Source organism: Streptomyces sp. NPDC001393, assembly GCF_053597455.1.
In genome coordinates, this window is the sequence record NZ_JBSFIH010000022.1 from 53975 (window position 1) to 67282 (window position 13308).

13 protein-coding genes are annotated in these 13308 nt (G+C 70.7%); 7 read left to right on the top strand and 6 right to left on the bottom strand.

Annotated elements, in window-relative coordinates:
- The first annotated feature begins 104 nt into the window (after positions 1–104).
- On the top strand, positions 105–260 hold the full coding sequence (locus ACWC2T_RS23440) for a hypothetical protein (protein ID WP_450672290.1): 156 nt from the start codon (positions 105–107) through the stop codon (positions 258–260).
- A gap of 33 nt (positions 261–293) precedes the next feature.
- Here ACWC2T_RS23440 and ACWC2T_RS23445 read toward each other — a convergent pair whose 3' ends face one another.
- The gene (locus tag ACWC2T_RS23445) at positions 294–791 is read right to left on the bottom strand and encodes a DinB family protein (protein WP_450672291.1); all 498 of its coding nucleotides are present in this window, start codon (positions 789–791) and stop codon (positions 294–296) included.
- A gap of 52 nt (positions 792–843) precedes the next feature.
- Here ACWC2T_RS23445 and ACWC2T_RS23450 point away from each other — a divergent pair, with 52 nt between their 5' ends.
- The 5 genes from ACWC2T_RS23450 to ACWC2T_RS23470 all read left to right on the top strand — a co-directional run bounded on the left by ACWC2T_RS23450 (position 844) and on the right by ACWC2T_RS23470 (position 7433).
- Positions 844–1626, top strand: a complete 783-nt coding sequence (locus tag ACWC2T_RS23450) for a methyltransferase domain-containing protein (protein ID WP_450672292.1) — start codon at positions 844–846, stop codon at positions 1624–1626.
- 753 nt (positions 1627–2379) lie between these two features.
- On the top strand, positions 2380–3153 hold the full coding sequence (locus ACWC2T_RS23455; RefSeq protein ID WP_450672293.1) for an isoprenyl transferase: 774 nt from the start codon (positions 2380–2382) through the stop codon (positions 3151–3153).
- A 360-nt stretch (positions 3154–3513) separates the two neighbouring features.
- Positions 3514–4839 carry a PhoH family protein gene (locus ACWC2T_RS23460; protein WP_450672294.1) on the top strand — a complete coding sequence of 442 codons (1326 nt, stop codon included), beginning with the start codon at positions 3514–3516 and terminating at the stop codon, positions 4837–4839.
- Between the two features lie 400 nt (positions 4840–5239).
- Complete coding sequence (locus ACWC2T_RS23465) at positions 5240–5938, top strand: aggregation-promoting factor C-terminal-like domain-containing protein (protein WP_450672295.1); 699 nt, start codon at positions 5240–5242, stop codon at positions 5936–5938.
- 139 nt (positions 5939–6077) lie between these two features.
- Complete coding sequence (locus ACWC2T_RS23470) at positions 6078–7433, top strand: AI-2E family transporter (protein WP_450672296.1); 1356 nt, start codon at positions 6078–6080, stop codon at positions 7431–7433.
- Positions 7434–7459: 26 nt separating this feature from the next.
- Here the strand turns inward: ACWC2T_RS23470 and ACWC2T_RS23475 are convergent, their stop codons facing one another.
- Both ACWC2T_RS23475 and ACWC2T_RS23480 read right to left on the bottom strand, forming a co-directional pair.
- Complete coding sequence (locus ACWC2T_RS23475; RefSeq protein ID WP_450672297.1) at positions 7460–7993, bottom strand: alkyl hydroperoxide reductase; 534 nt, start codon at positions 7991–7993, stop codon at positions 7460–7462.
- A gap of 3 nt (positions 7994–7996) precedes the next feature.
- Positions 7997–8551, bottom strand: coding sequence for a peroxiredoxin (locus ACWC2T_RS23480; protein ID WP_055704786.1), 555 nt, complete (start codon positions 8549–8551; stop codon positions 7997–7999).
- 132 nt (positions 8552–8683) lie between these two features.
- Here ACWC2T_RS23480 and ACWC2T_RS23485 point away from each other — a divergent pair, with 132 nt between their 5' ends.
- Complete coding sequence (locus ACWC2T_RS23485) at positions 8684–9628, top strand: LysR substrate-binding domain-containing protein (protein WP_450672298.1); 945 nt, start codon at positions 8684–8686, stop codon at positions 9626–9628.
- 1 nt (position 9629) lies between these two features.
- Here the strand turns inward: ACWC2T_RS23485 and ACWC2T_RS23490 are convergent, their stop codons facing one another.
- From ACWC2T_RS23490 to ACWC2T_RS23500, 3 genes are all read right to left on the bottom strand, one after another.
- Positions 9630–11939, bottom strand: a complete 2310-nt coding sequence (locus tag ACWC2T_RS23490; protein WP_450672299.1) for an FtsX-like permease family protein — start codon at positions 11937–11939, stop codon at positions 9630–9632.
- 83 nt (positions 11940–12022) lie between these two features.
- Positions 12023–12721: an ABC transporter ATP-binding protein gene (locus ACWC2T_RS23495; protein ID WP_450672300.1), complete on the bottom strand. Its 699-nt coding sequence runs from the start codon at positions 12719–12721 to the stop codon at positions 12023–12025.
- On the bottom strand, positions 12718–13242 hold the full coding sequence (locus ACWC2T_RS23500; protein WP_450672301.1) for a PadR family transcriptional regulator: 525 nt from the start codon (positions 13240–13242) through the stop codon (positions 12718–12720). The genes ACWC2T_RS23495 and ACWC2T_RS23500 overlap by 4 nt, the downstream gene beginning before the upstream one ends.
- Positions 13243–13308 lie beyond the last annotated feature (66 nt).

Sequence of the window (13308 nt, forward strand, 5' to 3'; positions counted from 1 at the left end):
TCACCCCACGTCCTCCCCACTAGGAAGAGGTCCATGTGCCGCGAGGGCCCGCTGGAGGGGCCGCTCAGGCCGCTCGCCCGGTTCGGCGCGCTGCTCATGCGGCTGTGGGAGGCGCGGTACGGACCGGACCGGAGCGGGGCGCGGACGGTGCGGGCGCGCGGGAGTCCCGGCGGCTGCTGGACACGGGGCTGCTCGCCGCACCGACCGCCGAGGCGGCGTACGGCCTCGGCGCCCCGGCGCTGACCGGCCCCCGTGGATGACGCGCCCCGGCCGCCCCGGCCGCCCCGCCCTGCTCAGTTCCTGCCCGTGACCGGCGGATGGTCCCCGGTGGCCCCGTCGATCAGTTCCCGCAGGATGTCCATGTGGCCGGCGTGCCGTGCCGTCTCCTCCACCATGTGGACCAGGGTCCAGCGCAGGGTCACGGTGATGTCCCGCCAGGCCGGGCTGCCCTGGGCGTCCAGCGGCAGCGCGGTGATCACGGCGTCGGCCGCGGCGCGGGCACGGCCGTAGAAGGCGACGATGCGCTCGGTGGTCTCCTCGGGGGTGACCCGCATGTCGTCGTGCGGATCGAACCACAGGGGCTCGGCCTCGCCGCCGAACGTCTCCACGAACCAGCCGTACTCGACGGCGGCCAGATGTTTCACCAGGCCCAGCAGGTTGGTGCCGGACGGTGTCATCGGCCGGCGCAGCTGCTCGTCGTCCAAGCCGTCGAGCTTCCACAGCACGGCGTCCCGGTGCCGGTTCAGGCTCGCGTGCAGGGTCTGCTTCTCTCCGGCGGAGTATGTCGTCATGCGGGCGGAAAATAGCAGGCCGCACCGGCAGCGCCCTGGGATCATGGACGGCATGTCAGCGAACCGCTCCTTCGAGGACCTCGTGGCCGAGGGCGCCGCCGTGCCCACCGAGGGATGGGACTTCTCGTGGTTCGCGGGGCGGGCCAGTGAGGAGCGGCCCTCGTGGGGGTACGCCGTGTCGGCAGGGGAGCGGCTGGCCCGGGCCGAGGCCGTGCTGGACGTCCAGACCGGCGGTGGTGAGGTGCTGGACTTCGCGCTGGGCAGGGCCGCGCCCGCCCGGCCGGTGCTGGCCGCCGCCACGGAGGGGTGGCCGCCGAATGTGGCCAGGGCCACCGCGCTGCTGCGGCCGCGCGGAGTGGTGGTCGTCGCCGCTCCGGACGACGCGCCGCTGCCGTTCGCCGACGAGACGTTCGACCTGGTGCTCAGCCGGCATCCGGTGCGGCCGTACTGGGACGAGATCGCCCGGGTGCTGCGCCCGCGAGGCACGTACTTCGCCCAGCATGTGGGGCCGGCCAGCGTCTTCGAGCTGGTGGAGTACTTCCTCGGGCCGCTGCCCGAGGAGGTGCGCTCGGGCCGGGACCCCGAGCGTGAGCGGGCCGACGCCGAGGCGGCGGGCCTTGAGGTGAGGGGCCTGCGGGCGGAGCGGCTGCGGATGGAGTTCCACGACATCGCCGCCGTCGTCCACTTCCTGCGCAAGGTGGTGTGGATGGTCCCGGGCTTCACGGTCGAGGCCTACGAGCCGCGACTCCGCGCGCTGCACGAGCGCATCGGGACGGAGGGGCCGTTCGTGGCCCACAGCACCCGGCACCTCTTCGACGTCCGCAAGCCCGGCTGATTCACCCGCAGTTCGCCGACGGTTTCCACATCGTTATCCGGTGCGGTTCACATCAGCCTCATCCTTCACATAAGTTCAGACCAAGTTAATTCGCGCAGGCAAACCCGCGCGGGTGGCACCGCGCAGTGGAGGGGGCTGCGCGGTGCCCTGAAACCCGGCGATCCTCCGGGCCGCCGTAGCGGAGCCGTCAAGTCACCGTTCGCTGACCGGGTAGCCCGTCGGGGGGACCCCGGGGCAACTCGCCGAAATGTCACCAAGATGGCGTAAGCGGGTCGGATCTCTACGAACTGTTTCGTATCTGATCGGTTTTCCCTGGGAATCCGCTGTGAACCGGCCATGCGGCACCCCTGAATCCGGCATTCCGCAGCCATCGGGGCGTCGCCGGGCGATTCCGGAGAGTAGTTGTGTCCCGCCAATGCACCCACCATCCCTTACGAAGGGTTATGGTGGAAACCCCCCCTCGGGCCGGTCCGTCTCCCCCCCACGGACCGGCCCGTTTTTCATGCCGCCGCCGGCGGATCGCCGCAAGGGGCTCCGGGAACCTCTCGGCGCACGGCGAGCGTCCCCCTCTACAGGGGCGCGGGGCCGTGGCCGACAGGGGGAGCGGCCGGCCGCAACGGACCCGGACGCGACGACGGATCCCCGAGCCCCCGAACCCCGATCCCCAAACCCCGGGCCGGGACCCGGCCCCCGGCGGGGGGTAGGCTCAACAACCTCCCGCACCCCCGATCCCCGCCACCCCCGGAGGGCCACGTGAACCTGCGCGACAACCTGCGCAGCCTGCTCGTCAGGCTCTACGCACGCCGGGTGGAGGGCCACCTGGACCACGCTCAGGTGCCCAAGCACATCGGCGTCATCATGGACGGCAACCGCCGCTGGGCGAAGGCGTCCGGCTCCACCACCGTCCACGGCCACCGGGCCGGTGCGGACAAGATCGAGGAGTTCCTCGGCTGGTGCTCCGAGACCGACGTCGAGGTCGTCACCCTGTGGCTGCTGTCCACGGACAACTTCGACCGGCCCCAGGACGAGCTCGTCCCGCTGCTCGGCATCATCGAGGACGTCGTCCGCACGCTCGCCGCCGACGGCCGCTGGCGCGTGCACCACGTCGGCACGATGGACCTGCTGCCCGGCGGCATGCAGCGCACCCTGAAGGAGGCCGAGGAGGCCACCGCCCACATCGACGGCATAGTGGTCAATGTCGCGATCGGGTACGGCGGGCGGCAGGAGATCGCCGACGCCGTACGCTCCATGCTGCTCGACGCCCACGACAAGGGCGTGACGATGGAGGACCTCGCCGAGTCCGTCGACATCGACATGATCGGCCGTCATCTGTACACCGGCGACCAGCCCGACCCGGACCTCGTCATCCGCACCAGCGGCGAGCAGCGGCTGTCCGGATTCATGCTGTGGCAGACCGCGCACTCCGAGTACTACTTCTGCGAGGTCTTCTGGCCCGCCTTCCGCAAGGTCGACTTCCTGCGCGCCCTGCGCGACTACGCCGCACGTCACCGCCGTTACGGCGGCTGAGCATCACCGCCACACCGACGCCCCGCCGGCCACCGCGCCGACGGGGCGTTCGGCATACCCGGAATTCGGGCGGACGTAACGAGGAGTTCACCGGCACGCCGGTGGCCACTTTTGCATGGCGGTGCATGTTCGAGGGCATAAGCCAGTCAGGTCGACACCCGAACCACGGGTGTCGGATCTCAGCGGGCGGCACGGGGCCGTCCGCCCGGGAGGCCCGTTGCACCAGCCCGACCGTGCCCTCACTGCACGGAAGCAGACGCGGAGGGCCGGTTCTCGGCCCGCGCGCACGCATCGCGGCCGTCGACCGGTCCAGCTCGATCTCGTCGCTCCCCGACCTCATCCGAGGGGGTACGTCCTTCCGTGGTGACCAGTGCAAAGCGCCACAAGCCAGACCGGCGCACCTATGTTCTCGACACCAGCGTCCTGCTGGCCGACCCGAACGCCCTGACCCGCTTCGACGAGCACGAGGTCGTGCTCCCCATCGTGGTGGTCACGGAACTGGAGGCCAAGCGGCACCATCCGGAGCTCGGCTACTTCGCCCGCCAGGCCCTGCGCCTGCTGGACGACTACCGGGTGAAGAACGGTCGCCTCGACGCCCCCATCCCGATCGGGGAGCTGGGCGGGACCGTCCGTGTCGAGCTCAACCACTCGGACCCCAGCGTGCTGCCCACCGGCTACCGCCTGGGGGACAACGACTCCCGCATCCTCGCGGTGGCCCGCAATCTGCAGGCCGAGGGGTACGACGTCACCGTCGTGTCGAAGGACCTGCCCCTGCGGATCAAGGCGTCCTCGGTCGGCCTGCTCGCCGAGGAGTACCGCGCCGAACTCGCCATCACGGAGAACTCCGGCTGGACCGGAATGTCCGAACTGACGCTCTCCGGCGAGCAGGTGGACATCCTCTTCGAGGAAGGGCATCTCTACGTCCCCGAGGCCACCGAGCTGCCGGTGCACACCGGGCTGACGATCCACTCCGAGCGCGGCAAGGCGCTCGGCCGGGTCACCGCCGAGGGCAACGTCCGCCTGGTGCGCGGCGACCGGGAGGCGTTCGGCATCAAGGGCCGCAGTGCCGAGCAGCGGATCGCGCTCGACCTGCTGCTCGACCCGGACGTCGGGATCGTCTCGATGGGCGGCCGGGCCGGCACCGGCAAGTCGGCGCTGGCGCTGTGCGCGGGCCTGGAGGCGGTCCTGGAGCGCCGCCAGCACCAGAAGGTGATGGTGTTCCGGCCGCTGTACGCGGTAGGCGGGCAGGAGTTGGGCTATCTGCCGGGCACCGAGGCGGAGAAGATGAGCCCGTGGGCGCAGGCCGTCTTCGACACGCTGTCGGCGGTCACCAGCCGCGAGGTCATCGAGGAGGTCACCGCGCGCGGCATGCTGGAGGTCCTCCCGCTCACCCACATCCGGGGCCGCTCGCTGCACGACGCGTTCGTGATCGTGGACGAGGCGCAGTCGCTCGAGCGGAATGTGCTTCTCACCGTTCTGTCCCGAATCGGCGCGAATTCAAGGGTTGTTCTGACCCACGATGTGGCACAAAGGGACAATCTGCGCGTGGGTCGCTACGACGGAGTGGTCGCCGTCGTTGAGAAGCTCAAGGGGCATCCGCTGTTCGCCCATGTCACGCTGACCCGGTCCGAGAGGTCCCAGATTGCGGCGCTTGTGACCGAAATGCTGGAAGACGGTCACATCTGACCCCACCCGTACGGCAGTTGGCGCCGTCCGGCAAAGGCCAAGAGCCTAGCCGGGCGGCGCCTCGGCGTGTGGAGCTTTCCGGAAATCCCCAGGGCCAAACGGGATGTGAGCTTTCACACGCAACACAGAATTGCCACCCGGCGTCCGCTTACGGCAGAGTCTCAGTCCTGTCAGGCCCCGCATACGACACACCTGTTCCCCCAGCGGTACAGCACCACAGCAGCACCACCAACTCCATAGAGTTCGTCGTATGCCGCCCGAGCACTACGCGGCGCTCCCCGAAGGGGGAGTTGCCCACCGGGCCCGTGCCTCCCGTGACCCCGCAGTTGGGAGGCCAGTGCCAGGGGCACGATTGCGTCCGCCAGGGTCACCGAAGCGGGCGATGCTGGAAGGAAACCGTGTGAGCCGGATTTCGGTCCGGGGATTCGCAGTGGCCTCGGCCACCGCGGTCACCGCCGTCGGAAGCGTCGTCGGAGTTGCCTCGGGCAGCGTCGCGCAGAACAACAACGACGCCGAGGCGACGGCAGCCGACACCACGCTCCTCGCGGACATACCCGCGGGTCAGCAGGCCCAGGTCCAGTCCGCGTCCCTGACGCAGCAGGCCGACGCCCAGGCCATCGCCGCGGACGCGAACGCCAAGAAGGACGCCGAGGAGGCGGCCCGCAAGGCGGCCGCGGAGACCGCGATCGCCAAGAAGCAGGCGGCCGAGCAGGCGGCCAAGGACGCCCAGGCGCGCGCCGAGGCCAAGACGGCGGCCAGCCGCGACAGCACCCGCGACTCCTCCAGCTTCCCCGTCCAGAGCAGCTACACCATCGCGCAGATCCAGGCGATGGCGCGTCAGATGGTGGCCGGCGACCAGTTCCAGTGCTTCAGCAACATCGTGAACAACGAGTCCAGCTGGAACTACCAGGCGGTCAACGCCTCCTCCGGCGCCTACGGCCTCTTCCAGGCCCTGCCCGCCGGCAAGTACGCCTCGGCAGGCGCCGACTGGCAGACCAACCCGGCGACCCAGATCAAGTGGGGCCTCAACTACATGAACAGCCGGTACGGCAGCCCCTGCCAGGCCTGGTCGTTCTGGGCCGCCAACCACTGGTACTAGACCCGGCCGGTCCCGCTCAACCTCGCGCAGCCCCTCCCCGTCCATAGGTGAGGGGCTTTCGCCCTGTACGGTCGTACCCGGGCCTCCAGGGGGAGGAGAGGTGGCGAGCACGCGGGGACGCGGGGGAAGAGGACGCATCATGTCGCGAGTGCCAGGGTGGCTCGGCAAGCTCGGTGCCGGTCTCACCGAGATCAGCGAGCGCCTGGACGAGCGGCGTGCGGAGGTGGAGCGCGAGCACATCCCGGAGCCCTCTCGGACCCCGGCGCCCGCGGAGACTCCAGTGCTCTCGGACACCCCGCCCTCGGCCCCTGTGCAGACCCCGCCGCAGCCGGCCGCCCCCGCCGTACCGCACGCCCGTCGGCCCGCACCGCCGGCCGCTCACCGCCCCGACCCCGCCGCGGCCGTGCCCTGGGGGGTGCGGGTCGCGGCCGAGGCCGGCTGGCGGCTGCTGGTCCTCGCCGGCACGGTCTGGGTCCTGATGAAGGTCATCAGCGCGGTCCAGCTGGTGGTCTTCGCCTTCGTCATCGCCCTGCTCGTCACCGCGCTGCTGCAGCCGACGGTCGCCCGGCTCACCCGCCGCGGGGTGCCGCGCGGTCCGGCCACCGCGCTCACCGCGATCAGCGGGTTCGTCGTCATCGGGCTGATGGGCTGGTTCGTGACCTGGCAGGTCATGGAGAACATCGACACGCTCTCCAACCAGATCCAGCACGGCATCGACGACCTGCGCAACTGGTTGCTGAAGAGCCCCTTCCACGTCACCGACAAGCAGATCAACCAGATCGCCAAGAACCTGCGCGAGGCGATCGGGGCCAACACCGACCAGATAACGTCCGCCGGACTGGAGGGCGTCCAGGTCATCGTCGACTTCCTCACCAGCATCCTGCTGGTGTTCTTCTCGACGCTGTTCCTGCTCTACGACGGCAAGCGCATCTGGCAGTGGTTCCTGAAGCTGGTGCCCGCCGCGGCCCGCCCGGCCATCGCCGGCGCCGGCCCGCGCGCCTGGCGCACCCTGACGGCGTACGTCCGCGGCACGGTCCTGGTCGCCCTGATCGACGCGACCTTCATCGGCATCGGCATCTACTTCCTCAACGTGCCGATGGCCGTCCCGCTGGCCGTGTTCATCTTCCTGTTCTCGTTCATCCCGCTGGTCGGCGCGGTCGCCTCCGGCGCGCTCGCGGTGATCGTGGCGCTGGTGACCCAGGGCGTCTTCACGGCCGTCATGACCCTGATCGTCGTCCTCGCGGTCCAGCAGATCGAGGGCCACGTCCTGCAACCGTTCATCCTGGGCCGCGCTGTCCGCGTCCACCCGCTGGCCGTCGTCCTCACGGTCGCGGCCGGCGGCATGGTGGGCGGCATCGGCGGCGCGGTGGTGGCCGTACCGCTGGTGGCGGTGACGAACACGGTGGTGGGGTATCTGCGGCAGTATGCGCAGGAGGGCCAGGGCGCGGCCCCCGGTGCGGATGAGAACGCCGAGAACCCCGCGCACCAAGGGTGAGCGGGGTTCCCTGAGCGACGGCCGGACTACTCGGAGAGAACCGCTTCCGCGTCGAGGGTGACGCCCACGGCCTGCACCACGGAGGCGATCTTGAACGCCTCCTGGACGACCTCGCGCTCCACGCCCGCCTTGCGCAGCACCTGCTCGTGCGAGTCCAGGCACATGCCGCAGCCGTTGATCGCGGAGACCGCGAACGACCACAGCTCGAAGTCGGCCTTCTCCACGCCCGGGTTGCCGATGACGTTCATCCGCAGGCCCGCGCGCAGGGTGCCGTACTCGTGGTCCGACAGCAGGTGGCGCGTCCGGTAGAAGACGTTGTTCATCGCCATGATGGCAGCGGCCGACTTGGCGGCCGTGTACGCCTCCGGCGAGAGGTTCGCCTTCGCCTCCGGCTCCAGCTCACGCAGCACGATCGGGGAACGGGAGGCGATGGCGGTCGCCAGCACCGTGCCCCACAGCGCTTGCGCGGGCAGGTCGGAGTTGCCGATGACCGAGCCCAGGTTGAGCTTCAGGTCCTTGGCGTAGTCCGGGACGCGGGACTTCAGCGAGTCGAGCGACATGGGTCACTCACCGGCCAGCAGCGCGACCGGGTCCAGGGTGTCCTCGCCCTTGGTCCAGTTGCACGGGCACAGCTCGTCGGTCTGCAGGGCGTCCAGGACCCGCAGGACCTCCTTGGGGTTACGGCCCACGGAGCCGGCGGTGACCATGGTGAACTGGATCTCGCGGTTCGGGTCGACGATGAAGACGGCGCGCTGCGCGAAGCCGTCCTCGCCCTCGATGCCCAGGTCGCGCATCAGCTCGTGCTTGGAGTCGGCCATCATCGGGAACGGCAGGTCGGTCAGGTCCGGGTGGTCCTTGCGCCAGGCGTGGTGGACGAACTCGGAGTCACCGGAGAAGCCGAGGATCTGGGCGTCGCGGTCGGCGAACTCGTCGTTCAGCTTCCCGAACGCGGCGATCTCGGTCGGGCAGACGAAGGTGAAGTCCTTCGGCCACGCGAAGACGACCAGCCACTTGCCCTCGTAGGACTTGTGGTGGATCTGCTCGAACTCCTTGCCCTTCTCCAGCGAGACGCAGGCGGTCAGTTCGAACTCGGGGAACTTGTCACCGACAGTGAGCACACGCTCTCCTTGCAGCGAGGAACACCCCTTTTGAGGGCGTTTCCCATGGGTTGGACTTTGTCGATGTTGGCACAGGGTGCATTGATTAGTGAAATAGCTACACTCGGTCATGTTGATCGGAGGGAGTTATCAGTGACCGTGAGTAACGGCAAGCGGAGGCAGCCGAGCCTCGCACAGCTGCGTGCCTTCGCCGCCGTGGCCGAGCATCTGCACTTCCGGGACGCGGCGGCCGCCATCGGGATGAGCCAGCCCGCCCTGTCCGGCGCGGTCTCGGCGCTGGAGGAGACCCTCGGGGTGACCCTCCTCGAGCGTACGACGCGCAAGGTGCTGCTCTCGCCCGCCGGTGAGCGCCTCGCCGTACGGGCGAAGGCGGTGCTGGACGCCGTCGGGGCGCTGCTGGAGGAGGCCGAGGCGGTCCGGGCGCCGTTCACGGGCGCCCTGCGCCTCGGCGTGATCCCGACCGTGGCGCCGTACCTCCTGCCGACCGTGCTGCGGCTGGTCCACGAGCGCTATCCGCACCTCGACCTCCAGGTGCACGAGGAGCAGACCGCCAGCCTGATCGACGGCCTGGGCTCCGGCCGTCTCGACCTGCTGTTGCTGGCGGTGCCGCTCGGTGTGCCCGGAGTCGTCGAACTACCGCTGTTCGACGAGGACTTCGTGCTCGTCACGCCGCTCGACCACTGGCTCGGCGGCCGCGAGGGCATCCCGCGCGAGGCGCTGAAGGAGCTGAACCTGCTGCTCCTGGACGAGGGGCACTGCCTGCGCGACCAGGCCCTGGACATCTGCCGGGAGGCGGGCCGCGCGGACGCCCCGGTGACGACCACGGCCGCCGGGTTGTCCACCCTGGTCCAGCTGGTCGCCGGCGGCCTCGGCTGCACCCTGCTGCCGCGTACGGCCCTGAAGCTGGAGACCACCCGCAGCAGCCAGCTCCTCACCGGCTCCTTCGCGGAGCCGGCCCCGAGCCGCCGGGTCGCCTTCGCGATGCGGGCAGGGGCGGCACGATCCGCGGAGTACGAGGAGCTGGCCGCGGCGCTGCGCGGGGCGCTGGGGGCGTTGCCGGTGCGGGTGCTGGACTGAACTACTCCGTCCGCAGCCCCTCGGGGCGCATCATCCGCACCAGCGGCGGCAGGCTGAGCAGCGTGACCGTGAGGACCACCGCCGCACCCGCCCCCGTCATCGACAGCAGGCTCGGCCAGTCCACGCCCACCGTCGCGCCCACCATCTTCAGCAGCACCGTGCCCAGCGTCAGCCCCACGGCCGCGGCGAGCAGCAGGCCCAGGGCGATCGGGATCGCCGTCTGCCACAGCACCGACATGCTCAGGGTGCGCCGCCGGGTGCCGAAGGCGACCAGCGAGGACAGCAGCTTCCTGCGCTCGCGCAGCTGCTCCAGCTGGGAGACCAGCAGGCTCGCGCCGATCAGCGCCAGCACGCAGATGGCGCCGACGGACGTTCCGGTGCGGATGGAGGTGAACTTGTGCGACAGCTCGGTGGACGACCACACCATCGCGTCCGCGAGCGGGTCGATGCGCGCCGCGGTGTTGCGGACGTACTCGTGCACGTCCGGCACCGACTCGTCGAGCCTGAGGTACACCGCTCCGGTCAACGCGCTGCTCATGCGGCCGGACACCGCGGCCGGGGTCATCAGCACCCCGCTCTCCTTGAGCCCGTCCGGCCCGGTGATCACGCGGGCCTGCTTCAGCCCGCGCGGTACGGCCCACACGACGTCCGGTCCGCCGCCGCTGGCGTCGCTCGTGTCGACGTGGAGGCTGCGGCCCGGCCGGGCGAGCGTGTCCACGTCGGTGTCCCGTTCCCCGCCCTTCGCCGCGAAGACGTCCCCGTCGCGGCAGGACGGCAGGTCGGCCAGCGTGCGCAGGGCGGCGCAGGTGCCGACGGTGAGGCCGACGGTGTGCTCCGGCCCCTTGTCGGGGCTCCAGCGCCCGTCGCCCAGTTCGGTGCTGCCGAGCGCGGTGGCCTCGCGGACCCCCTGCGTCGCGGCGAACGTCTGCGCGGCCGACCCGAAGGGCAGGCCCCGCGAGAGGTTGACCTGCATCTGCACCCGGCCGGTGTCCTTCGCGGTGGACTTGGTGTAGTCGCCCTGGACGCCCGCGAACAGCATCTGCAGCGCGATCGCCCCGGCCACCGCGACCGCGATGCCGTTGACCATGCGGGCCGCCGAACCGCTGCTCAACTGAAGCCGCCGTACGGCCAGTTGCCAGGACGGCCCACCGTGGCCGAGCCGGGCCACGACCGCCTCGACGACCCACGGCAGCAGCGCGGTCACACCGACGAGCAGCAGCAGGACGCCGCCGATCACCAGGTACTCGTTGAAGCTGCCGTTGTTGCGGCCCTGTCCGATCATCGGTGCGAGGCACGCGAGGCCGCCCACGGGCAGCAGCAGCCGCCACCACAGCCGGCGGCGCGCCGGCCGGGCCGTACGGACCACGCCGAGCGGCTCGATGACCACCCCGCGCAGCGCGAACAGCGTCACCAGCACCGCCGCCGCCGGAACGGCGACCGCGGCCAGCGCGGCCAGCGCGGGTGAGGGGTCGAGGTAGCTGGGGAACACGCTGATGCCCACGACCTCGACCGAGCCCGCGAACTGCCGACCGAGCAGGAAGAAGACGGTGCCGAAGGCCAGTCCGACCAGCGATCCGGCGAGTGCCTCGCCGGCCGCGATCCGCCGGGTCATCCGGCTGTCGGAGCCCACCAGCCGCAGCGCCGCCAGCCTGCGGTCGCGCCGCTCGCCGCCGAACCGCACGGCCGTGGCGATGAACACGGCGACCGGCATCAGCAGCACCACGAAGACGACCAGCACCAGCAGGATCAGCACCGGGTCGAGCCCGTCCCGCTGGGACGACTGCGTGGGTCCGAAGTGGGTGATCCGGGCCGTCCGCCAGCCGTTGATGCGCGGGGCGAGGTCCTTCGCCCCGGCGTAGTAGGCGAGTTCCTGCGAGCCGACGAGTCCCGGCTCGGCGATCGTCCCGACGATCCGGTACGGCAGCCGCTCGCGCAGCAGCTTCCCGTCCGCCGAGCCGAGGAGCCGCTTCAGTGCGGGGGAGACGACCATCTCGCCCGGCGCCGGGTACTTCGTAAGGCCCGGTGCGAGCGGTGCCCGCGGCCCCTCGGGCTCCACCAGCCGGCCGCGCACGTCGCTGCCGCGGAAGGTGCTGTCGGCGTCGGAGATCACCAGGGTGTTGGCGGCCTTCGGCCGGTGCGGGCCGTAGGTGTAGTCCAGGCGGTCCTGGTTGCGCTGGTCCCGTACGGCGAGGGCGGTCGGGATCGCGGTCGTCAGCAGCAGCAGCGCCACGCCGAGGCCGACGCCGACCGCCGTCAGCAGCAACCGCACCCAGCCCTCGCGCCCGCCGGTGAAGGCGAAACGGACCCCCATGCCCAGGTCTTTGGACCACTTGGGATTGAAAGGGGCGGCGCGAAGCGCCTCAGGCAGGGTGGTGGTGGGTGACGGGCGGGTACTCATATGGCCCGCTCCATGTCCCGGGACTTGCCGTCGCGTACGACGATCTCCCGGTCGGAGTAGGCGGCCACCCGGGGCTCGTGCGTGACCAGGACGACGGCCGCGTTGGTGGAGCGGGCAGCGTCGGTCAGCAACTCCATCACGCGCTCGCCGTTGAGGGAGTCGAGGGCGCCGGTCGGCTCGTCGGCGAAGATCACCCGTGGCCCGGTGACCAGCGCCCGCGCCACCGCGACGCGCTGTCCCTGGCCGCCGGAGACCTCCCCGGGCCGTTTGGCCTTCAAGTCGTCCACCTCCAGGCGCTCCATCCAGCTCAGCGCGGCCTTCTCGGCCTGCTTGCGGGAGGTGCCGTTCAGCCTGAGCGGCAGGGCCACGTTCTCCACACAGGTCAGCTCGGGCACCAACTGGCCGAACTGGAAGACGAACCCGAACTCGGAGCGCCTGAGGGCGCTGCGCTCGGCGTCGCTCATGCCGGCCAGTTCGCGGCCGTTGTAGACGATGGAGCCGGAGTCGGGTGGCACGATCCCGGCGAGGCAGTGCAGCAGGGTCGACTTGCCGGAGCCGGAGGGGCCCATCACGGCGACGACCTCACCGGGGTGGATGGAGAACCCGGCGCCGTCGAGCGCGACCGTGGGGCCATAGGTCTTGCGCAGGTTCTCCGCGGTGAGCAGCGAGCCGGGCGGAGGGGGAACGCTGGTCATGCGGTCACCTCCGCGCGGAGCTTGTCGAGGCGCGCGGCGGTCAGTTCCAGCCAGCGCAGGTCGGCCTCCAGGTGGAACAGGGCGTGGTCGCAGATCAGCTGGTCCGCGAGGTCGCCCTTGCGCTTGCGGTCGGTCAGGATCCGCATGCTGCGCAGGTGCTCGGCGCGCTGGGTGTCGAGGATGACGGAGGCGTCGCGGTGGGTGAGGAGGGCGAGGACGACCTTGGTGTACAGGGTCGACTGCAGGTACTCCTCGGGCTTCTCCGGGGTGGCGAGCCAGTTCACCACGTCGGTGATGCCGGCGTCGGTGATGGCGTACCGCTTCCGCTCCGGGCCGCCGCCCGCCTCGATCCCGTCGACTTCCACGAGCCCGTGCTTCAGCAGCCGGGACATCGTGGAGTAGACCTGGCCGTAGTGCAGCGGCCGGTCGTGACCGAACTTCTCGTCGAAGGCCCGCTTGAGGTCGTAGCCGTGGCGCGGGCCGGACTCCAGGAGTCCCAGAAGGGTGTGACCTATGGACATGCCAGCACTCTACACACGGTGTATACGCCGCATGTATACACGGAGTGGGGAGATCATGGCGGGGTG